This window comes from Pseudomonas azerbaijanorientalis, from assembly GCF_019139795.1.
In the GTDB taxonomy this organism is placed as follows: domain Bacteria; phylum Pseudomonadota; class Gammaproteobacteria; order Pseudomonadales; family Pseudomonadaceae; genus Aquipseudomonas; species Aquipseudomonas laurylsulfatiphila.
The window spans coordinates 3,453,580-3,476,047 of record NZ_CP077078.1 but is presented as its reverse complement, the minus strand read 5'-3'; the positions used below and the strand labels follow the sequence as shown (position 1 = coordinate 3,476,047).

The 22,468-nt window shown below is 62.6% G+C and carries 18 protein-coding genes; all 18 read left to right on the top strand.

What is annotated here, in order from left to right; all coding sequences use genetic code 11:
• The first annotated feature begins 205 nt into the window (after positions 1 to 205).
• The gene (locus tag KSS91_RS15480) at positions 206 to 1,255 is read left to right on the top strand and encodes an ABC transporter substrate-binding protein (RefSeq protein WP_102673541.1); all 1,050 of its coding nucleotides are present in this window, start codon (positions 206 to 208) and stop codon (positions 1,253 to 1,255) included.
• A 74-nt stretch (positions 1,256 to 1,329) separates the two neighbouring features.
• Positions 1,330 to 2,118, top strand: coding sequence for a class II aldolase/adducin family protein (locus tag KSS91_RS15475; protein ID WP_217835290.1), 789 nt, complete (start codon positions 1,330 to 1,332; stop codon positions 2,116 to 2,118).
• Between the two features lie 208 nt (positions 2,119 to 2,326).
• The gene (locus KSS91_RS15470; protein WP_007974341.1) at positions 2,327 to 2,974 is read left to right on the top strand and encodes a TetR family transcriptional regulator C-terminal domain-containing protein; all 648 of its coding nucleotides are present in this window, start codon (positions 2,327 to 2,329) and stop codon (positions 2,972 to 2,974) included.
• Between the two features lie 92 nt (positions 2,975 to 3,066).
• Positions 3,067 to 3,783, top strand: a complete 717-nt coding sequence (locus KSS91_RS15465) for a response regulator (RefSeq protein WP_015095260.1) — start codon at positions 3,067 to 3,069, stop codon at positions 3,781 to 3,783.
• A 5-nt stretch (positions 3,784 to 3,788) separates the two neighbouring features.
• Positions 3,789 to 4,562 (top strand): substrate-binding periplasmic protein, encoded by a 774-nt coding sequence (locus tag KSS91_RS15460; protein ID WP_217835289.1) that lies wholly within the window; start codon positions 3,789 to 3,791, stop codon positions 4,560 to 4,562.
• On the top strand, positions 4,559 to 6,814 hold the full coding sequence (locus KSS91_RS15455) for an ATP-binding protein (protein ID WP_217835288.1): 2,256 nt from the start codon (positions 4,559 to 4,561) through the stop codon (positions 6,812 to 6,814). The genes KSS91_RS15460 and KSS91_RS15455 overlap by 4 nt, the downstream gene beginning before the upstream one ends.
• 208 nt (positions 6,815 to 7,022) lie before the next feature.
• Complete coding sequence (locus KSS91_RS15450) at positions 7,023 to 8,447, top strand: amino acid permease (protein WP_217835287.1); 1,425 nt, start codon at positions 7,023 to 7,025, stop codon at positions 8,445 to 8,447.
• A 357-nt stretch (positions 8,448 to 8,804) separates the two neighbouring features.
• Positions 8,805 to 9,596: an enoyl-CoA hydratase/isomerase family protein gene (locus KSS91_RS15445; RefSeq protein ID WP_217835286.1), complete on the top strand. Its 792-nt coding sequence runs from the start codon at positions 8,805 to 8,807 to the stop codon at positions 9,594 to 9,596.
• Between the two features lie 40 nt (positions 9,597 to 9,636).
• Entirely contained in the window at positions 9,637 to 10,797 is a 1,161-nt protein-coding gene (locus tag KSS91_RS15440; protein ID WP_007974349.1) for an acyl-CoA dehydrogenase family protein, read from the top strand.
• An 18-nt stretch (positions 10,798 to 10,815) separates the two neighbouring features.
• Positions 10,816 to 12,915: an acetate--CoA ligase family protein gene (locus tag KSS91_RS15435; RefSeq protein WP_217835285.1), complete on the top strand. Its 2,100-nt coding sequence runs from the start codon at positions 10,816 to 10,818 to the stop codon at positions 12,913 to 12,915.
• Between the two features lie 10 nt (positions 12,916 to 12,925).
• Positions 12,926 to 14,533 carry a 5-guanidino-2-oxopentanoate decarboxylase gene (locus KSS91_RS15430; protein ID WP_217838429.1) on the top strand — a complete coding sequence of 536 codons (1,608 nt, stop codon included), beginning with the start codon at positions 12,926 to 12,928 and terminating at the stop codon, positions 14,531 to 14,533.
• Positions 14,534 to 14,557: 24 nt separating this feature from the next.
• The gene (locus KSS91_RS15425; RefSeq protein ID WP_217835284.1) at positions 14,558 to 15,748 is read left to right on the top strand and encodes a pyridoxal phosphate-dependent aminotransferase; all 1,191 of its coding nucleotides are present in this window, start codon (positions 14,558 to 14,560) and stop codon (positions 15,746 to 15,748) included.
• Positions 15,741 to 17,156, top strand: coding sequence for an aldehyde dehydrogenase family protein (locus KSS91_RS15420; protein ID WP_217835283.1), 1,416 nt, complete (start codon positions 15,741 to 15,743; stop codon positions 17,154 to 17,156). Before KSS91_RS15425 ends, KSS91_RS15420 begins: the two co-directional genes overlap by 8 nt.
• An 87-nt stretch (positions 17,157 to 17,243) precedes the next feature.
• Entirely contained in the window at positions 17,244 to 17,954 is a 711-nt protein-coding gene (locus KSS91_RS15415) for an NAD(P)H-dependent oxidoreductase (protein ID WP_217835282.1), read from the top strand.
• A 320-nt stretch (positions 17,955 to 18,274) separates the two neighbouring features.
• Positions 18,275 to 19,621 carry an outer membrane beta-barrel protein gene (locus KSS91_RS15410; RefSeq protein WP_015095248.1) on the top strand — a complete coding sequence of 449 codons (1,347 nt, stop codon included), beginning with the start codon at positions 18,275 to 18,277 and terminating at the stop codon, positions 19,619 to 19,621.
• A gap of 87 nt (positions 19,622 to 19,708) precedes the next feature.
• The gene (locus KSS91_RS15405) at positions 19,709 to 21,019 is read left to right on the top strand and encodes an ABC transporter substrate-binding protein (RefSeq protein ID WP_015095247.1); all 1,311 of its coding nucleotides are present in this window, start codon (positions 19,709 to 19,711) and stop codon (positions 21,017 to 21,019) included.
• Between the two features lie 25 nt (positions 21,020 to 21,044).
• Positions 21,045 to 21,770: an ABC transporter ATP-binding protein gene (locus tag KSS91_RS15400; RefSeq protein WP_015095246.1), complete on the top strand. Its 726-nt coding sequence runs from the start codon at positions 21,045 to 21,047 to the stop codon at positions 21,768 to 21,770.
• 3 nt (positions 21,771 to 21,773) lie between these two features.
• Positions 21,774 to 22,466 (top strand): ABC transporter ATP-binding protein, encoded by a 693-nt coding sequence (locus KSS91_RS15395; protein WP_102674791.1) that lies wholly within the window; start codon positions 21,774 to 21,776, stop codon positions 22,464 to 22,466.
• Positions 22,467 to 22,468: the final 2 nt, after the last annotated feature.

Here is a 22,468-nt window from a genome sequence, read left to right as displayed (position 1 = left end):
GCAAGCTCGCTCCTACAGAGGTAACAGGTTTTTAGTGCTGTTATTATTGCGCTATAGAAATTTACCTTCAGTAAAAAATCAACTTGTTTTTTTACTGTGGCGTGGAGTAATTTCATTTCGAGCCCGCTCCCGGGCCGTACCTCACAACAATAAAAAAGGGCTGCGCCGGCCTCTGTCCGGGCGGCACCTGCAAGAGGAACCCTTGATGAAATCGCACACGCTCAAGCACGGTTTTTATCCCTTGGTGTTGTCCGTGGCCATGGGCCTGGGCAGCGCTCAGGCAGCATCGGACATGGTGGTGGTCGGATACGGCGGAGCCGGACAAAAAGCCCAGGACGTGGCGTTCTTTCAACCCTTCGCCGCCGTGGATCAAAGCAAGGTGATCCAGAGCGAATACAACGGCGAGATGGCCAAGATCAAAGTGATGGTCGACACCGGCAACGTCGACTGGGACGTGGTGCAGATCGAAGGCCCGGACCTGATGCGCGGCTGCGAGGAAGGCATGTACGAGCGCCTGGACTGGACCCGCCTGGGCCACGCCGACCAGTTGATCCCCGATGCGGCACAGGAGTGCGGTTCCGCCGCACTGGTGTGGAGCGTGGCGATTGCCTACGACACCGACAAACTTGCCCAGGCCCCGACCTCCTGGGCAGACTTCTGGGACGTGAAGAAAACCCCCGGCAAGCGCGGACTGCGTAAACGCGCGGTGTACAACCTGGAGTTCGCCTTGCTCGCGGACGGCGTGAAAACCGAAGACGTCTACACAGTACTTGGCACCCCGCAAGGCGTGGACCGGGCATTCGCCAAACTCACTGAACTCAAGCCCTATATCCAGTGGTGGGAAGCCGGGGCGCAACCGCCGCAGTGGCTGACCGCCGGCGACGTAGTGATGACCTCGACCTACAGCGGACGCATCGCCGACGCCGCGCAAAAAGGCAGTCACCTCGGCCTGGTCTGGCCCGGCAGCCTGTACGGGATGGACTACTGGGCGATCATCAAAGGCTCCAGGCACGTGGATCAGGCCAAGCGATTCATCGCCTTCGCCAATCAGCCGGACGCCCAGGTCAACTACGTGCAGCAGATCCCCTACGGCCCGACCAACATCCAGGCCGCCGCACGGCTGGACGACAAACTGGCGCAATGGGTGCCTACGGCGCCGCAGAACCTCAAGGGCGCGCTGGCGATGAACGTCGGCTTCTGGGTCGATCATGGCGAAGAGCTGGAAGAGCGCTTCAACGCCTGGGCCAGTAAATAAATGCGCATGGCTGGACGTGCCCAAGCGTCCAGCCTTACTGTCTGCCCAGCCGATCAGCCTGGAGAACCACGACAATGAATAAAATCGCCAGCCACCTGGCCCCTGAGCGCAGCGCCACCGAGCAGCGCCTGCGTGAGGAACTGGCGGCCTGCTATCGCCTGATTGCGCACTTTCGCATGACCGATCTGATCTTCACCCACATTTCGGTGCGCATTCCGGGGCCGGAGCATCACTTTCTGATCAACCCCTACGGGCTGATGTTCGACGAAATCACCGCGTCCAACCTGGTGAAGATCGACCTCGATGGCCACGCTGTGGAGCCATCGCCGTACCCGGTCAACCCGGCCGGTTTCGTGATCCACAGCGCCATCCATGGTGCTCGGGAAGACGCGCAGTGCGTGCTGCACACCCACACCAGATCCGGGTGCGCAGTGGCGGCGTTGAAGTGCGGGTTGTTGCCGGTGAACCAGATTTCCATGGAGTTCTACGGTCGCGTTGCCTATCACGACTACGAAGGGGTGGCGTTGGACTTGAGCGAGCAACAAAGGCTGGTGGCGGACCTGGGCGACAAGTCGGTCCTGATGCTGCGCAACCATGGTCTGCTGACCGTGGGCGAGACCGTGAGCCAGGCGTTCCTGCGCATGTACTACCTGGAAAAAGCCTGCGAAATCCAGTTGGCCGCGCAAGCTGCCGGTGAAGTTGTTCTGCCGTCGCACGAGGTCTGCGCGCACACCGAGCGGCAGTTCAATGATCCGGGGCGGCCGTTGGAGGAAGGGGAGTTGAACGATCCGGATGCGATGCAACTGGCCTGGGCGGCGTTGTTGCGGATGCTGGATCGGGTGGCGCCGGGGTATCGGGACTGATCCAGACCCTATGTTGTTTGAACTGGCCTCTTCGCGAGCAAGCCCGCTCCCACAGGGGAATGCATTCCAAATGTGGGAGCGGGCTTGCTCGCGAAGCAGGCGCCGCGGTCCATCTGACTGGAGACAAGGCCCACTCTTGCTGTACAGTCGTTCAGCCCGCCGCCAACCCGCGCCGGCCCAAACGATTGAACCAAGGAGCGTGTCGCCCATGAACCAGGAAGCCCGTTTTTCCCGCATGGAACCTGAGTTGCGCAAAGCCAACCTGATCGAGGCGACGCTGGTGTGCCTCAAGCGTCACGGCTTCCAGGGCGCGTCGATCCGCAAGATTTCCGCCGAGGCCGGGGTCTCGGTGGGGCTGATCAGCCATCACTATTCCGGCAAGGATGAACTGGTGGCCGAGGCCTACATGGCGATCACCGGGCGGGTCATGACCCTGTTGCGCGACGCCATGGAGCAGGCCGCACCGAATGCCCGGGAGCGTTTGTCGGCGTTTTTCCGCGGTTCGTTTTCCGCAGAACTGCTTGATCCGCAACTGATCGATGCCTGGTTGGCGTTCTGGGGCGCGGTGAAAACCGCGGAGGCGATCAACAAGGCCCACGATCATTCCTATGGCGAGTATCGCGCCATCCTGCGCAAGGTGCTGGCGGAACTGGCCCAGGAGGAGGGGTGGGAGAACTTCGACGCCGACCTCGCCGCCATCAGCCTCAGCGCCTTGCTCGATGGCCTGTGGCTGGAGTCCGGGCTCAACCCCGGGACCTTTACCCCGGAGCAGGGCATCCAGATTTGCGAAGCCTGGGTCGATGGTTTGCAGGCCGGTGGACGCCAGCGCTTTTGCGTGCAGACGAGCGACTGTTGATCAGTTGTTCAACACTGGATACTCTCTGGCGCCGATGCAGGAAAACACTCTAATAAGAAACTGGCCTTCGGGCCTGAGCCGGACACCAAGCGATGACTCCTCGGGTACTGATCGTCGATGACGATCCGCTGATTCGCGATCTGCTGCACGCCTACCTGTCCCAGGAAGGCTACGACGTCCATTGCGCCGCCACGGCGGAACTGGCTGAAACCTTCCTCGCCAGCCAGACCGTCGACCTGGTGATGCTCGACATCCGCCTGCCGGGCAAGGACGGCCTGACCCTGACCCGCGAGCTGCGGGTGCGTTCGGAAGTCGGGATCATCCTGATCACCGGGCGCAACGACGAAATCGACCGCATCGTCGGCCTCGAATGCGGCGCCGATGACTACGTGATCAAACCCCTCAATCCAAGGGAACTGGTGTCCCGGGCGAAAAACCTGATTCGCCGGGTACGTCATGCGCAGATACCACAGCCGGCCGTTGCGCAGGCCAAACCGGTCAAGCAGTTCGCCGATTGGGCACTGGACACCGACCGCCGTCGCCTGATCGATCCATCGGGCAACGAAACCCTGCTGACTCACGGCGAATACCAGTTGCTCAGCGTGTTCCTGCGCAACAGCGGCCACACCCTCAGCCGCGACCAGTTGATGGACCAGATCCGCAACCGCGAATGGGTGCCCAACGACCGCTCCATCGACGTGCTGGTCGGACGCCTGCGTCGCAAATTGCACGACGATCCGGCCGAACCGCAGTTGATCATCACCATTCACGGCGCCGGTTACCTGTTCACCGCCGGCGTGGCGGCCTGAACCGGATGGCGCGATGGCTTTGCCTGCTGGCGCTGCTGGTGGCCGGCCATGCCGTCGCGGCGGACAAGGTTCGTTATTGCGATTACCCGGTGTACCCGCCGGTCTCCTGGAGCGATGGCAAACAGGTGCGTGGCCTGGCGCCGAGCGTGGTGAAAAACCTGTTCGGTCAGTTGGGGTACGAAGTCGAGATGGTCGTGCTGGGCAACTGGAAACGCTGCCTGCTGGACGCCGCCGAAGGTCGGGTCGACGTCGTGCTGGCCTACAGCACCGCGCAACGGGAGCAGAGCATGCTGTTCTCGACGGTGCCGGTATTGCGTGAAGAAGTGGCGCTGTTCATCAACCGTCAACACCCGGTGAAATTCGAACAACTGGACGACCTGGCCCATTACCGCGGCGGCCTGTTGTTCGGTGAGAGCTACGGTGTGGAGTTCGATCGCATGGTCGCGCGCAACAACAACATCGAATGGGTGTCCGACAGTCACCAGAACTTCGGCAAGCTGATTCGCGGGCGCATCGACTTCATCACCCAGGAGCGGCGAACCGGCCAGTTGTACGTGGAAAACCTGCCCGGCGGCCAGGACATCGTCGCCTTGCCCAAAGCCTTGAGCGTGGACTATCTGCGGGTTGCCGTGTCGCGGCGCTCGCCCTTGGCCAATCGCATGCCCGAGATCAACGCGCAATTGCAGCGCATGGTCGATGCCGGCGACATCGAGCGCTGGCTCAATGAAAGCGAAGTGACCTACCGCGACATGATCAACCTGCCGGCGGATGCGCAATGATTGGTGCGCGTCCCGGTGGACTGTTGCGACGCCTGTTGCTGTTCATTCTGTTGTTCAGCCTGTGCTTCACCGTGCTGGCCAGCAGCGTGCAACTGTACATCGAGTATCGACGGGAAATGCGCGACATCGATTCGCGCATGGAACTGATCCGCGCCGGCTACCTGGCCAGTCTGGAACGCAGCCTGTGGGACTTGAACCAGGAGCAGTTGAACGTGCAGTTGCGCGGGCTGGTGGACTTCTCCGACGTCGCCCGGGTGCACTTGACCAGTGCCGATTTCGACCTGATACAGGGCAATCCCGAGCCGGTGGGGCCGCTGCGTATCGAGCGCTTTGCCCTGGACTATCAGCCGCCGTCCGGCCCGTTGCGCCACCTGGGCGAACTGGAAGTCAGCACCGACCTGGGCGCGGTGTACCAGCGTCTCTACGCCACCGGTTTGACCAGCCTGTTGTGGATGGCAGTGTTTCTCTGCGGTCTGGCCGTGGCGTTGTCGGGTTTGTTTTATCGCCTGGTGACCCGACACCTGAAAGTCATGGCCGAGTTCGCCCGGCGCATCGCCGCCGGTGAATGGCAGGAACCCCTGCAACTGGACAAGCGCCGCGGCAGCGACGAAATCGACACCGTGGCCCATGCCCTGGACGACATGCGCCGGGCGATCCTGCACGACATCGAGCGCCGGGAAAGCGATCGCCTGGCCTTGCAGGACAACCGCGACGAGCTGCTGAAAATGGTCGAGCGCCGCACCGCCAGCCTGATGCGCGCCAAGGATGAAGCGGAAGCGGCCAACCTTGCCAAGTCGCGTTTTCTGGCGACCATGAGCCACGAACTGCGCACGCCCCTCAACGGCATCCTCGGCATGGCCGAACTGTTGCGCGGCGCGCGCCTGGATGCGCAGGATGGCAAGCGCCTGGATGCCTTGCACAAGGCCGGCGAAGGCTTGCTGACGATCCTCAACGAAGTGCTGTATTTCGCCAAGCTGGAGGAGGGCGTCAGCCATCCCGAGCCGGTGGATTTCTCGCTGCGCCAGTTGCTCGACGAGGTGCTGACACTGCTCGAACCGCGAGCGTTGAATAACGACACGATCCTCAGTTGTCGGGTCGACCAGCGGATCGCCGAACATCACCACGGCGCCGAGCAGTTCCTGCGCCAGGTGCTGAGCAACCTGTTGGCCAACGCGATCAAGTTCACCGAGGGCGGCGAAGTCAGTGTCCAGGTGGCGCTACTCAGCGAAACCGGCGAACAGGCGGGGCAGCGGCTGCGGCTCAGTGTCACTGACGACGGCATCGGCATTGCCCCTGCGATGCAGGCGAAGATTTTCGAACGTTTCACCCAGGCCAGCGAAGAAGTCGCGCAACGTTTTGGTGGCACCGGATTGGGGTTGGCGATCTGCAAACACCTGGTGGAGCAGATGGGCGGCTGCATCGGCGTGGACAGCGAAGAGGGGCGCGGCAGTTGTTTCTGGTTCGAGCTGTCCCTGCAGCCGGCCAGCGGCGTGGCTGAGGCCCCGCCGGTTCGGGCGGCGGGGCCGGCACTGGATATCCTGGTGGTCGAAGACGTGGCGCTCAACCGCGAAGTGGCCAAGGGGTTGCTGCAGCGCGACGGCCACCGGGTGTGGCTCGCCGAAGAGGCGGAACAGGCGCTGCAACACTGCACAACGCAGGTTTTCGATTTGCTGTTGCTGGACGTGCATCTGCCGGGCATCAGCGGTGTCGAGTTATGCCGGCAGATCCGCCACAGCGACGGGCCGAACCGCCATACGCGCATTTTCGCCCTGACCGCCAGCGTGCAACCGGCACTGGTGCGCAGTTATCTGGAGGCCGGCATGGACGGTGTCCTGGCCAAACCCTTGAAGCTGGAAAACCTGCGCCAGGTGCTGGAAGGGCGTACTCAAATCGCCGGGGCGTTGATGAGTGATGAAGCGATGGACTGGCCGTTGTTGCAGACCCATCGCACCTTGCTCGGTGAGCAAAAGGTCCAGGGCCTGCTGGCGGTGCTGCGCGACTCGATCCTTCAACACCGCGATGCGCTGCATGAAGCCATGGCGGCCGATGACTGCACCGAGGTCGCGCAACTGGCGCACCGTCTGGCCGGCAGCTGCGACTCCCTGGGTTTCAGGGCCCTGGCCAGCACCTTGAGGACGCTGGAAACCCTGGCGTTGGCCAACGATGAGTCGGACATCCAGCGCATGAACCCGGCGCTGGATGAGCAATTGCAGCACTCGCTCGATACCCTCAAAGGCCTGTTGCAGAGCTGACGTACAAATTTGTTACGACTTTGTACAACTTCGATCCTTACGGTCAACGCGAACTTACATGGCTTTCCAATAATCGACGCAACCGCCGCAGCGCGGTCTTCGAAGCTTATTGGAGATAATAATAATGAATTGCCGTAAAGCTGATCCCTCCCTGCGCCGTGACGTCCTGTCGCGCGCTGTTCACCTCAACGACTGCTGAGGTGCCGACATGAACGAAAACACTGATCGCAGCACCCATCAAAAAGGCATACAGCTGACCCGCGCCCTCAAGAGCCGGCACATCTTCATGCTGTCCCTGGGCGGCGTCATCGGCACCGGGCTGTTCATGGGCTCCGGCGTGACCATCAACCAGGGTGGCCCGGTCGGGGCGATCCTGGCTTACCTGGTCGCGGGTTTCCTGATGTACCTGGTGATGGTCTGCCTGGGCGAACTGTCGGTGCAGATGCCGGTGTCCGGTTCGTTCCAGACCCACGCCACCAAATACATCGGCCCGGCCACCGGGTTCATGATCGGCTGGGTGTACTGGATGAGCTGGGCCACCACCGTCGGCCTGGAATTCACCGCCGCCGGCATGTTGATGACCCGCTGGTTCCCGGCGGTGCCGATCTGGTATTGGTCGGCGCTGTTCGTGGTGGTGCTGTTCGGCATCAACGCCCTGGCCACCCGCGCTTTCGGTGAAGCCGAATACTGGTTCTCGGGGATCAAGGTCGCGGCCATTCTCGGTTTCATCGTGGTCGGCGTGCTGGTGATCTTCGGCGTGATGCCCCTGAGCAGCGGCGCACCGGCACCGATGGCAACCAACCTGATCGGCGATTCGTTGTTCCCCAACGGTCTGTCCGCCGTGTTCGCAGTGATGATGACCGTGGTCTACGCGTTCCAGGGTTGCGAGATCATGGGCGTGGCCGCCGGTGAAACCGACCAGCCGGAAAAGAGCATTCCCCGCGCCGTGCGCAACGTGGTGTTCCGCGTGCTGATTTTCTACGTGCTGGCGATTATCGTGCTGTCGGCCATTGTGCCGTGGCAGCAGGCGGGACTGATGGAAAGCCCGTTCGTGCAGGTGTTCGACATGGTTGGCATTCCCTACGCCGCCGACCTGATGAACTTCGTGATCCTCACCGCGATCCTGTCGGTGGGCAACTCCGGCCTCTATGCTTCGACGCGCATTCTGTGGGCGATGTCGAAAACCGGCATGGCGCCGAAAAGCCTGTCGCCCCTGAGCAAGCGTGGCGTGCCGCTGCGGGCGCTGAGCATCACCCTGTGCTTCGCGCTGGTATCGCTGATGACCAGCTTCGTCGCCGCCGACACCTTGTTCATGGTGCTGATGGCGGTGAGCGGCATGTCCGGCACCGTGACCTGGATCGTCATCGCCCTGGCGCAATACAAGTTCCGCAAGGCGTTCCTGCGTGACGGCGGCAAACTCAGCGACCTGAAGTACCGCGCACCGTGGTTCCCGGTATTGCCGCTGATGTGCATCACGCTGTGCTGCTCGCTGTTCGTGTTCCTGGCCCTGGATGAAACCCAGCGTCCGTCGCTGTATTGGGGCTTTGGATTTATTGCGCTGTGCTATGGCGCGTACTTCCTGATTCATCGCAAGCGTCAGGGCGTGCTGGCACCGAGCCTGCCGACTGCCTGATTCCTTGAACTAAACACTTCCCCCCCTGTGGGAGCGGGCTTGCTCGCGAAAGCGGAGTGTCAGTCACCATCAATGTTGACTGACAGGGCCTCTTCGCGAGCAAGCCCGCTCCCACAGTTGTTTTGTGGTGGGCGGGAAAGCTGCGGCGCACCGAGTGTCGCCAGTTGTTCGAAGTTGTAACAACACCAGCGGCTTATGCTCGTCAATCTATAAATAATTCAATAAAACCAATGTGTTACAGATTTTTTTGGCTTGTTACAGCCCATTTCCCCACCGATTGCCGCCTTACTGAACACTCGTTTAGTATGGCCTCAAGTCGCATCACCTCAGACCAATCACAATAATTCGAGGATTCCCATGACCACTCAATCGTCGCTGCTCAGCCAGGTCGAAGCAGGCGTTGCCTGGATCACCCTCAATCGCACTGCCCAGCGCAATGCGCTGGACGTTCCGACGCTGAAAAACCTGCACGCTTTGCTCGACGGTTTCAACGTCGATCCAGCGGTGCGTGTGGTGGTATTGACGGGCAGTGGCCGCAGCTTCTGCGCGGGCGCCGACCTCGATGAATGGGCGGATGCCGAAGCCCGGGGCGCACTGGAAACCTACGGCTGGACCGAGACCGCCCACGCCTTGATGACTCGCCTGCACAGCCTGGAAAAACCCACCATCGCCGCCATCAACGGCACCGCTGTCGGCGCCGGGATGGACCTGACCCTGTGCTGCGACCTGCGCATTGCCGGGCAGTCGGCTCGCTTCAAGGCCGGCTATACCAGCATGGCGTACTCGCCGGATGCCGGCGCCAGTTGGCACCTGCCGCGCCTGATCGGCAGCGAAAAAGCCAAGCGCCTGCTGTTCCTCGATGAACTGTGGAGTGCTGACCGCGCCCTCGACGCCGGTCTGGTTGGCGATGTCTGTGCCGACGATCAGTTGCTGACGGTCACCAGCGAACTGGCTGCACGCCTGGCCGCCGGGCCGACGTTCGCCTTTGCCCAGACCAAAAAACTCATGCGTGAAGGCGCCGACCGCAGCCTGGCGGAACAACTGCAAGCCGAACTCGCCGCCGGCTTGCTCTGCGGTCGCAGCGAGGATGGCAACGAAGCCCTGCGCGCCGCCATGGAAAAACGCCCGGCACGTTTCGTCGGCCGTTGATTCCCACACTTCTTTCAGCACACGAACAACAGGTAGCAGCATGAATTTCCAACTGACCCAAGAACAAGAAATGTTGGTGGACTCGGTACGCAGCTTCGTCGAGAAGGAACTGCTGCCCTATGAAGAGCAAGTCGACCGCGCCGACGAAGTGTCCCCGGAGCTGGCGGCGCAGATTCGCGGCAAGGCGATCGCCGCCGGGTTCTACGCCTTCAACATGCCCGAAGAAGTGGGCGGCGGTGGTCTGGACTACCTGTCCCAGGCACTGATCGAACGTGAGCTGTCCAAGGTGTCCTGGGCACTGCACGTGTTCGTCGCACGGCCGTCGAAGATCCTCATGGCCTGCACCGGCGAGCAGATCAACGACTACCTGTTGCCGTGCATCCAGGGCGAAAAAATCGACTGCTTCGCCTTGACCGAGCCGGGTGCCGGTTCCGATGCCAATGCGATCAAGACCCGCGCCGTGCGTGAAGGCGACGACTTCATTCTCAACGGCAGCAAGCATTTCATCAGCCACGCCGGGCATGCCGACTTCGCCATCGTCTTCGCCGTGACCGACACCTACGAACACAACGGCAAAAAGCGTAACGCCGTGACCTCGTTCCTGGTCGACCGCAACACTCCGGGCATGACCATCCGCCGTGGACCCAAGTGCGTGAGCAACCGGGGTTACCACACCTTCGAAATGTTCTTCGACGACTGCCGCGTACCGGCCAGCAAAGTGCTGGGCGAAGTCGGCAAGGGTTGGGACGTGGCCAACGCCTGGCTGACCGCCGGGCGCGTGATGGTCGCGGCCAACTGCGTCGGTCAGGCCCAGCGTGCACTGGACGTGTCGCTGCAATGGGCGGCGGACCGCAAGCAATTCGGCCAGCCGATCGGCACCTACCAGGGCGTGTCGTTCAAGTTGGCCGACATGGCCACGCAGATCCGCGCCGCCGAACTGCTGACCCTGCACACCGCGTGGAAAATGGACCAGGGCACCATGACCGATGGCGAGGCCGGCATGGCCAAGCTGTTCGCGAGTGAGGTGCTCGGCCGTACCGCCGACGAAGCGGTGCAGATCTTCGGCGGCATGGGCCTGATGGACGAAGGTCCGGTGGAGCGCATCTGGCGTAACGCACGGATCGAACGGATCTGGGAAGGCACCTCGGAAATCCAGCGCCACATCATTTCCCGCGAGCTGCTGCGGCCGCTGCTGCGCTGACTGGCCCGGAGAATCCCCATGTCCCAATCCATTCGTGACAACCTCAAACGCATGCTCGCGCCGCAACACGTGGCGTTTGTCGGCGGCCGCAGCATGGCGCGCGCTCTCAAGCGCTGTGCCGAGGGCGGCTACCCAGGGCAGATGTGGCTGGTCAATCCACAGCACGACAATCTTGAAGGTGTGCCGTGTGTGCGCAGCGTTGCCGAGCTGCCTTGCGGCCCGGACGCGGTATTCATCGCCACCAACCGCGAACTCACCCTGACCTGCGTGGCCGAGCTGGCCGCCATCGGCGCGGGCGGCGCGATCTGCTACGCCTCCGGCTTCGCCGAAACCGGCGCCGAAGGCCAGACCCTGCAACAGCAACTGCTCAAGGCCGCCGGCGACATGGCCTTGCTCGGCCCCAACTGCTACGGCCTGCTCGACTACCTGCACAGCTGCGCGCTGTGGCCGGTGGCCCATGGCGGCAAAGCGGTGCAGAAGGGTGTGGCGGTGCTGACCCAAAGCGGCAACTTCGCCTACAACCTGTCCATGAGCGACCGCTCGTTGCCGGTGGCCTACATGGCGTCGGTGGGCAATCAGGCGCAACTGGGCGTGGCTGAATTGATGGACGCGTTGCTCGACGAGCCGCGGGTCACCGCCATCGGCCTGCACCTCGAAGGCCTGAAAAACGTAGCGGGTTTCGCCCGTGCCGCGCACAAGGCGCTGGAGAGGGGCATCCCGATCATCGCCCTGAAAACCGGCGTGTCGCAGATCGGCGCCGAACTGGCCTTGAGTCACACCAGTTCGCTGTCCGGCTCCGATGCGCTGTACGACGCGCTGTTCGACCGTCTCGGGGTGATCCGCGTCAGCGGCCCGGTGAGTTTTGTCGAAACCCTCAAGGCCGCGGCCTGCGGCAACCTGCCAGCGGGCAACAGCCTGATCGCGCTGGCCTGTTCCGGCGGAGACGCCGGCCTGATTGCCGACTACGCCGAACGCAACGACCTGGGCCTGCCGAAACTCGATCAAGGACAGGTCGGCGAACTCGCGCAGGTGCTGCCGAGTTACGCCAACCTGGTCAATCCGCTGGATTTCACCACGGCGATCTGGGGCGACGGCGAAGCCTTGAACCGCATGCTCGACAGCGCCCTGCGCACCGAAGCCGACGCGGCGATGCTGGTGCTCGACTACCCGTCGGAGTTCACCGGCGAGCGCAAGGAGTGCGACCTGCTGCTGGAGCTGTACTGCGCGGCACTGCAGCGCCACGGCAAGACCGGTTTCGTGACTTCGGCCTTCCCCGAATTGCTGCCGGCCCATGCCCGCGAGCGTCTGCACGCGCAGGGCGTCGCGGCCTTGCAGGGCGTGGAAGACGGGCTGGCCGCGTGGGGCCGCATCGCCGGTTATCAGCGCAATCGCCAGGCTTTGCTCGCTCTGGGTGAATCGGCACTGGTGCCGCTGTGCCCGCACGCACTGGAAGGCGAGGGGCGTCTGCTCAATGAATGGGATTCCAAACAGGCGTTGAAAGCCTTCGGCCTGCCGACGCCAAACGGCGTATTGAGCACCCCGGAACTGGCCCTGAAGGATGCCGAGTCATTGGGCTATCCGCTGGTCTTGAAAGCCGTCAGCGCACAACTGCCACACAAGACCGAAGCCGGCGCCGTGGCGTTGAGCCTCAAGGATGGCGCTGCGTTGAGTGCGGCGCTGGAGAAGATGCACGCCAGCATTGCCGCCTACGCCCCGGGCGTAGCCTTCGATCAACTGTTGCTGGAGCCAATGGCCAAACCGCCACTGGCTGAGCTGATTGTCGGCATCAAGCGCGAAAACGATTTCGGCCTCGCGCTGGTGATCGGTGCCGGCGGCATTCTGGTGGAGCTGCTCAAGGACAGTCGCAGCCTGTTGCTGCCGACCACCGACGGCGCAATCCGCAATGCCTTGCTCAGCCTGCGCAGCGCCCCGTTGCTGCAAGGTTTCCGTGGCCGCGAGTCTGCTGACCTCGACGCCCTGGTGACGGCGATCCGCGCCGTGGCCGACTACGCCTGCGAAAACGCCGCGCAACTGCTGGAACTCGATGTGAACCCATTGTTGGTCGGTGCCCAGGGCACGACTGCGGTCGATGCGTTGATTCGCCTCGGCCACGAGTGAGGACATGAACATGCAAAGCAAAACCTTGACCGGCGGCCAGGCCCTGGTGCGCCTGTTGGCCAACTACGGCGTCGATACCGTGTTCGGCATCCCCGGCGTACACACCCTGGAGCTGTATCGCGGCTTGCCCGGCAGCGGCATTCGCCACGTGCTGACCCGCCATGAACAGGGCGCCAGCTTCATGGCCGACGGTTATGCCCGGGTCAGCGGCAAACCCGGCGTGTGCTTCGTCATCACCGGCCCCGGCGTGACCAACGCCGCCACCGGCATCGGACAGGCCTATGCCGATTCGATTCCGATGCTGGTGATTTCCAGCGTCAACCACAGCGCCAGCCTCGGCAAGGGCTGGGGCAGCCTGCACGAGTGTCAGGATCAACGGGCGATGACCGCGCCGATCACGGCGTTCTCGGCCGTGGCGCTGACCGCCGAAGACCTGCCGGAACTGGTCGCCCGTGCCTACGCGGTGTTCGACAGCGAGCGGCCGCGCCCGGTGCACATCTCGGTGCCGCTGGACGTGTTGGCGGCGCCGATTGCCCGCGACTGGAGCAACGAGGTGGTGCGTCGTCCGGGCCGTGGTCCGGCATCCGCCACTGCGCTTGAGCAGGCCGTGGCCAAACTCAAAGGCGCGAAACGGCCGATGATCATCGCCGGTGGTGGTGCACTCAATGCCGTGCAGGAACTGAGCGAACTCAGCACACGTCTCGCTGCGCCACTGTTCACCAGCGTCGCCGGCAAGGGCCTGCTGCCACCGGATGCGCCACTCAACGCCGGCTCCTCGCTGTGCGTGGAGCCGGGCTGGAACCTGATCGCCGAGGCCGACGTGGTGCTGGCGGTCGGCACCGAAATGGCCGACACCGACTTCTGGCGCGAACGCCTGCCGCTCAAGGGTGAACTGCTGCGCGTCGATATCGACCCGCGCAAATTCAACGACTTCTACCCCTGCGCAGTGGCCTTGCAGGGCGATGCACAACAAACCCTCAGCGGTTTGCTTGAGCGCCTGCCATCGGACGCGCGTGATGCCGGCCCCGCGATTGCCTCGGTTGCCGCGTTGCGCGAAGCGGTCAAGGCCAGCCATGGCCCGTTGCAGTCGATCCATCAGGCGATTCTCGAGCGTATTGCGGCGGAGCTGCCGGAAAACGCCCTCATCAGCACAGACATGACCCAGCTTGCGTATACGGGTAACTACGCCTTTGACAGCCTGGCCATCCGCAGCTGGCTGCACCCGACCGGCTACGGCACCTTGGGTTATGGCCTGCCGGCGGGGATTGGCGCCAAGTTCGGCGCACCGCAACGGCCCGGTCTGGTGCTGGTCGGCGACGGCGGTTTCCTCTACACCGCGCAGGAACTGGCGACGGCCGTCGAAGAGCTGGACAGCCCGCTGGTGGTGCTGCTGTGGAACAACGACGCCCTGGGACAGATCCGCGACGACATGCTCGGCCTGGACATCGAACCCATCGGCGTACTGCCGCGCAATCCGGATTTCGCCGCCCTCGCGCGTGCGTTCGGTTGCACGGTGAACCAGCCGCAAAGCCTGGCCGAGTTGCAGACCGACTTGCGCCACGGCTTCAAGCGCAACGGCGTGACCTTGATCGAACTCAAGCATGCCTGCGCGCACTGATCTGTATTTGAAGGGGACGAAGCCATGCGCTTTTCCGATCTGACTCAACGTATCGCCGGCGATGGCGCTGCCGCGTGGGATATTCACTACCGCGCCCTGGCGCTGCGCGAGCAGGGCCAGGACATTTTGCTGCTGTCCGTGGGCGACCCGGATTTCGACACGCCACAGCCCATCGTGCAGGGTGCCATCGACAGCCTGCTGAGCGGCAACACTCATTACGCCGAAGTGCGCGGCAAGCGTGCCCTGCGTGAGGCCATTGCCAGGCGACATCAACAACGCAGCGGCCAAAGCGTTTCGGCCGATCAGGTCACCGTGCTGGCCGGGGCGCAATGTGCGCTGTTCAGCGTGGCCCAATGCGTGCTCAATCCCGGTGACGAAGTGATAGTCGCCGAACCGATGTACGTCACCTACGAAGCCGTGTTCGGTGCCTGTGGCGCCGTGGTGGTGCCGGTGCCGGTGCGTTCGGAAAACGGCTTTCGCGTATTGCCTGAAGATGTCGCCGCGCGCATCACGCCACGCACCCGGGCCCTGGCGTTGAACAGTCCGCACAACCCGTCCGGTGCCAGTCTGCCGCGCAGCACCTGGGCCGCTTTGGCCGAGTTGTGCATCGGCCACGACCTGTGGCTGATTTCCGACGAGGTCTACAGCGAACTGCTGTTCGAAGGCGAGCACGTCAGCCCGGCGAGCCTGCCGGGCATGGCCGAGCGCACCGCGACCCTCAACAGCCTGTCGAAATCCCACGCCATGACCGGCTGGCGCGTTGGCTGGGTGGTGGCGCCACTGTCGCTTGCTGCGCACCTGGAAAACCTTGCGCTGTGCATGCTCTACGGCTCGCCGGATTTCATTCAGGACGCTGCCGTGGTTGCCCTGGAAAGCAACCTGCCGGAACTGGAGGCCATGCGCGAAGCCTATCGCCAGCGTCGCGACCTGGTGTGCGACAGCCTGGCCGATTGCCCCGGCGTGCGGGCATTGAAACCCGATGGCGGCATGTTCGTGATGCTCGATATCCGCCAGACCGGGCTCAGCGCCCAGGCCTTTTCCGACCGTCTGCTGGATCGCCACGGTGTGTCGGTATTGGCCGGCGAGGCCTTTGGTCCGAGCGCGGCGGGGCACATTCGCCTCGGTCTGGTGGTCGGTGCCGAACCGTTGCGCGATGCCTGCCAGCGCATTGCCCGTTGTGCCCGAGAACTGATGGAGGCTCAGGTTCATGCTTAATCACAATGCACTGTTTATTGATGGCCGCTGGCAAAAACCGTCGGGGCAGGGCATCGCCGAGGTGATCAACCCGGCCACGGAAGAAGTGGCTGGCAGCGTGCCGCTGGGCGATGAGCGCGATGTTGAAAACGCCGTGGCGGCTGCACGCCGGGCCTTCGATTCATGGTCACGCACACCCTCCAGCGTGCGTGCCGGTTACATTCGCGCCCTGGCCGGGCAATTGCGTGCCCGTGCTGATGAGATGGCCTCGGTCATCACCAGCGAACTGGGCATGCCGGTGCAATGGTGCCGCTCGGTGCAGGTCGACGGGCCGATCGCTGGCCTTGAGCAGTACGTCGAACTGGCTCATCTGATGGACGAGGTGCGCGAAGTCGGCAATTCGCTGGTGATCCGCGAGGCCGTGGGTGTCTGCGCGTTCATCAATCCGTGGAATTACCCGCTGCACCAGTTGATCGGCAAACTCGCCCCGGCCCTGGCCGCCGGTTGCACCGTGGTGGTCAAGCCGAGCCAGGAAACCCCGCTGCATGCCTTCCTGCTGGCGCAGATGATAGAAGACATCGGCTTGCCGGCCGGTGTGTTCAACCTGGTCAGCGGGCCGGGCTCGAAAGTCGGCGAAGCGCTGGCCAAACACCCTGACGTGGACATGGTGTCGTTTACCGGCTCCACCGGCGCTGGCGTTCGCGTTGCGCAAGCGGCGGCGCCCTCGGTGAAACGGGTGTGCCTGGAACTGGGCGGCAAGTCGCCGCTGCTGATCGCCGAGGATGCGGACCTGGACGCGGCCGTGCGCTACGGCGTGCAGGACGTGATGATCAACTCCGGCCAGACCTGCACCGCGCTGACCCGCATGCTGCTGCCGGCCAGCCGTTACGCCCAAGCCGTGGAAATCGCCCTGCAGGAGACCCTGAGCCTGCGCATGGGCGATCCCCTGGACCCGCAAAGCTTCCTGGGACCTATGTGTTCAGCGGGGCAAAAACGCACCGTGCTCGATTACATCAAGGCCGGCCAACAGGAAGGCGCAAGGCTGCTGTGCGGCGGTGACGCGCCGTCGGCCTTCGAGCGCGGCTTCTATGTCAGCCCAACGCTGTTCGCCGATGTCGACAACCGCATGCGCATCGCCCAGGAAGAAATCTTCGGCCCGGTGCTGTGCCTGATTCCCTACGCCGACGAGGCGCAAGCGGTGCAGATCGCCAACGACTCGCCGTTCGGCCTGTCCAGCGGCGTCTGGGCCGGCAGTGCCGAGCGTGCCTTGCACCTGGGCCGGCAGATGCGCGCCGGCCAGTGCTTCCTCAATGGCGCCGCGTTTAATTACCAAGCGCCGTTCGGTGGCTACAAACAATCGGGCAATGGCCGGGAGTGGGGCGAGGAGGGACTCAACGAGTTCGTCGAAGTGAAGGCGATCCAGGTGTGACGGTTGGCGATTCAGACTGTTCATCACCCACGATGTTGCTACTCCACACCTTCACTCGATACGCTGGAACAAATCTAAGGAACCACCATGAAAGTACTGATCGTCCACGCTCACCCGGAGCCGCAATCCTTCACCGCCGCCCTGCGTGACCAGGCCGTCGCCACCCTCCAGGCTCAGGGCCACGAAGTGCAGGTCAGCGACCTGTACAAAATGAACTGGAACCCGGTGGCCAGCGACGCCGACTTCTCGAATCGGGAAAACCCCGAGTACCTGGTCTATGCCCTGGAACAACGCCTGGGCGTGAAGAGCCAGTCGCTGGCACCGGACATCCAGGCCGAGCTGGACAAACTGCTGTGGGCCGACCTGCTGATCCTCAACTTCCCGATTTTCTGGTTCTCCGCCCCGGCCATGCTCAAGGGCTGGATCGACCGGGTGCTGGTGTCCGGCATTTGCTACGGCGGCAAGCGCTTCTACGATCAGGGTGGATTGGCCGGCAAGAAAGCGTTGGTGACCGTGACCCTGGGTGGGCGTGAGCACATGTTCGGTGAGGGCGCGATTCACGGTCCGTTGGAGGACATGCTGCGGCCGATCCTGCGTGGAACCCTGGCTTATGTTGGTTTTGACGTGCTGGAGCCGTTTGTGGCCTGGCATGTGCCGTACATCAGCGAAGAGGCGCGCCAGCAATTTCTGGTTGATTACGGCCAGCGCCTGCAACACCTGAGTGATGACCAGCCCCTGGTGTTTCCGAAGCTGTCGCAGTTCGATGACAAGCTCTATCCGCTGACCACCAAAGCCTGATCAACACCGCTAACCCTGTGGGAGCGGGCTTGCCCGCGATGAGGGCATCAGCTTCAACATCTATGTTGACCGAGCCTCTGCCATCGCGAGCAAGCTCGCTCCCACAAAGACCTGCATTGTTCTGAATACGCAAACACTGAAGTCGCCGAGAATGGAATTGTTGGTGCAGTGGCGGGCTTGTAGCCTCCATTACGCCGAACACCACGATCCGCCAACGATCGGGTGGAGCTCAAGCCAGGGCTCATCAAGACGTCATACCTTGCTTTCGGCCTCATGCCCCTTCGGGGGATTGGCGCCTAATAAAAATAAGGAAGGCAGGTATGAGTATTCGTGCATGGGTTTGCGCAGCAACCCTGTTCGCGCCCGTTTTGGGTGCCGACGTTTTGTTTCCCTCTATGGCTCTGGCAGCAGACGATCCCATGGGCTCGCTGGTGCGCAATGTCTTCGGCGACAGCCTTGAGCGTGAACACGGGATCAAGATCTACGGCTGGGCTCAGGCCGGAGTGATCTATAACAACAACGGCACGGATGACGTCAGCAAGCAGAGCTTCTTCAATACCGACGAAGGTGTGAACCTCAACCAGTTCGCCCTGGCCGTGGAAAAAAAACCCAAGAGCAATGTGATCGGCCGCGTTGGACCGTTTCCCGGAGCGATGCCGCAAGAAGCTGATTGGGGTTTCAACGTCACGGCGCTGTACGGCAAGGATGCGCGGTTCTTCAAGACCTACGGCTGGGACGAAGACCTGAGCGTCAACCGCGACAACAAGCCTGAAGATCCGGCGTTCACCGTCGCCCAGGCCTACGTCAACTTCTACTTCCCCGTGCTCGGCGGCTCTGAGCTGATGATCGGGATTTTCCACACGCCGCTGGAAAACGAAATCGGTTTCGCCTTGCCATCTCCGGCACCGACTGACTTCTACACCCACACCTATTCATTCATGCACGGCCCGGCCAAACATGCCGGTGCACTGTACTCGTTCAAACTGCCTTCGGAACCGGGCGAAAGCATGCTCGGCTTCGAACTGGGCGTGGTGCAGGGCTGGAACAACCTGCAGGACCCCAATCACTCGCCGGACGTGATCGCCAACGTGCGCTGGCGCTCGGCGGACTTCGGCACCTGGATCGACTGGGAAAACATCTACGGCAATGGCGCTGGCGACAGTTTCGCCGAATGCAGCTGTGGCTCGCCGCTGCCGGCGGGCACCAAGGATGACGACTACAAGCGTTTGGCGTCCTACCTGACCCTGTCGCAAGTGCTCGACCCGAACAACCGCGTGGCGCTGGAGTTGAACTATGGCAAGCAGGAGCAGGGCGCCTTCGCCGGGTTCGCCAACAAGAACGACGCGACCTGGTATGGCACGGACGTGAACTGGTACCACAAGCTCAGCGATAACCTGATGTGGAACAGTCGCGCCGAGTGGTTCTACACCGACGCCCCGGTCCACGTGATGATGGCCAACATCGACCCGAACACCGGGATTCCCGATCCGACCTGGGGCAGTTTCTACGGCGTCACCACCAACCTGGCCTGGACGCCGACACCCAATGTGCGCCTGCGCCCGGAACTGCGCTACGACATTCATTCAGGCCCCGGCCGCGATGCCTATGCCGACGGCGAAAAGGATTCGCAAGTGGTCGCGTCGTTCGACATCAGTTTCTTCTTCTAAACGGATATCCCTGCTTTACCCCTGACCCTGCGTGATGCCCCGGCCACACGTGGTGACCCCGTTCGTCCAGGCTTTTGGAGTACTTACATGACAGACAACAACGATAAAAACCTGTTTGGCCGCGACTTCTCCCGCCGTGATTTCCTGCGCAGTACCGGCATTGCCGCCGGTGGTGTGGCGCTGGCGAGCATGCCGTTCACCTTTGCCATCGGCGGTGAGCGGGTGATCAAGCTCGGCTATGTCAGCCCGCAGACCGGGCCGTTGGCGCCCTTTGCGGCAGCCGACAACTACATCATCGAGTCGCTCAAGCAAGTGCTGAAGAACTCGATCAATGTCGCAGGCAAGGCCTATCGCCTGGAGGTCATCGTCAAGGACAGCCAGTCCAACCCCAACCGCGCGGCGGAAGTGGCGAGCGAGCTGATCCTGTCGGATCAAGTCGACCTGATGCTGGTGTCGTCGACCCCGGAAACCACCAACCCGGTTTCCGACCAGTGCGAAATCAATGAAATTCCCTGTATCTCCACCGTTGCCCCGTGGCAGCCATGGTTTTTCACCCGGGGAGGCAAACCGGATCAAGGCTTCGAGTGGACCTACCATTTCTTCTGGGGCCTGGAAGATGTGATCGGCACTTACAGCACGATGTGGGGGGCGATGCCGTCGAACAAAGTGGTTGGCGGTCTGTTCCCCAACGACGGCGACGGCAATGCCTGGGGCGATCAGAAGCTCGGGTTCCCACCGGTACTGGCGCAAAAGGGCTTTCAACTGGTCGACCCTGGCCGCTTCCAGAGTCTGACCGACGATTTCTCCGCGCAGATCGCCGCGTTCAAAAAGGCTGATGTCGAGATCGTTACCGGCGTGGTCATCCCGCCGGACCTGAGCACGTTCTGGACCCAGGCCCGGCAGCAAGGCTTCAATCCGAAAGCCGTGTCGGTGGGCAAGGCCTTGTTGTTTCCGACGGCAGTCGAGGCATTGGGCAAGGCCGGCAACAACCTGTCGACCGAAATCTGGTGGAGCCCGACTCACCCGTTCAGCTCGTCATTGACCGGCGCCAGCGCCGGCCAATTGGCCCAGGGTTTCACCCAGGCCACCGGCAAGCAGTGGACGCAACCGTTGGGCTTCGTGCATGCCTTGTTCGAACTGGCAGTGGATATCCTCAAGCGCACCGAAGAAATCGGCAACGCCCAAGCGGTCCGCGATGCCTTGCTCAAGACCAACCTCAACACCGTTGTCGGCCCGATCAACTGGAATGGCGGACCGGTGAAGAACGTCGCCAAGACGCCTCTGGTCAGCGGCCAGTGGCGTCTGGGCAAGGACAATAAATACGACCTGATCGTGACCAGCAATGCCACCGCCCCGGCGATTCCGCTGGGCGGCGAGATGCAGGCCATTACGTATTGATCGCACAACAGGGCACGGGTGCACCATGCAACAACCACTTCTGCAAATGATCGATGTGCACAAAAGCTACGGCTCGGTGAAGGTCACGGACGCTATCGACCTGACCCTGCAACCGGGTGAAGCACTGGGCATCATCGGGCCCAACGGCGCGGGTAAAAGCACGCTGTTCAACCTGATCGCCGGTGGCGTGGCGGCCGACAAAGGACAGATCCATTTCGAAGGCCGCAACGTCACCCGCGAACCTGTGTTCAAACGCTGCCAGCAGGGCATCGGCCGTTCCCATCAGATTCCGCATCCGTTCGTGAAAATGACCGTGTTCGAGAACCTGTTGGTGGGCGCAACCTTCGGTGCACGGCTGCGTGACAACGAAGCCAGCCAGTGGTGTGCGCAGACGCTGGAACTCACTGGCCTGATGCGCAAGGCCAACGTGCTGGCCGGCTCACTGACCTTGCTCGACCGCAAGCGCCTGGAAATGGCCCGGGCCTTGTCGACCCGACCGCGCCTGTTGTTGCTCGACGAAATTGCCGGGGGCCTGACCGAACCGGAATGCCTGGCACTGGTGGAAACCATTCAGGGCATCCACAAGTCCGGTGTCGCCATTATCTGGATCGAGCACATCGTGCACGCCTTACTGGCGGTGGTCAGTCGCCTGACGGTGATCAACTTCGGTGCCAAATTAGCCGAAGGCGAACCGCGCAGCGTGATGGCCGATCCTCGGGTACAGGACATTTACATGGGCATCGGGAGCTGACGCATGCTGACCATCGAAAAACTCTGCGCCGGCTACGGCGACTTTCAAGCGCTGTTCGACATCAGCCTGACCCTTGAGGCGGGTGAAACCGTGGCGATCATCGGCTCCAACGGCGCGGGCAAATCGACGTTCCTGCGTTCCCTGGCCGGGTTGATCAAGAACCAGCCGAGCGCCATTACTTTCAAGGGGCAGACCATTGGCGACATGGCAGCCAATCAGGTGCTGGAGCGCGGCATCGCTTTGGTGCCGGAGGGCCGAAAGCTGTTTGCGTCCCTGAGCGTTGAAGAAAACCTGCTGATCGGCGCCTACAGCAAACGCCCGGGACCGTGGACGCTCAAGCGCATCTATCAGCTGTTCCCGGTGCTGGAAAAACTGCGCAAGCGTCCCGGTACCGCACTGTCTGGCGGCCAGCAGCAAATGGTCGCGATTGGCCGGGGCCTGATGGCCAACCCGCACTTGCTGTTGTGCGACGAAATCAGCCTGGGCCTGGCGCCGACGACGATCAAGGACATCTACGCCGCATTGCCCTCGATCAAGGCCGACGGCACCACGGTGATTCTCGTCGAGCAGGACATCAATCAGGCACTGAGTGTGTGCGACCGCTTCTATTGCTTCCAGGAAGGGCGGGTGTCCCTGACCGGTCGGCCTGGGGATGCGGACAAAGCACAAATCAAAGCCGCGTATTTCGGGATCTAGTG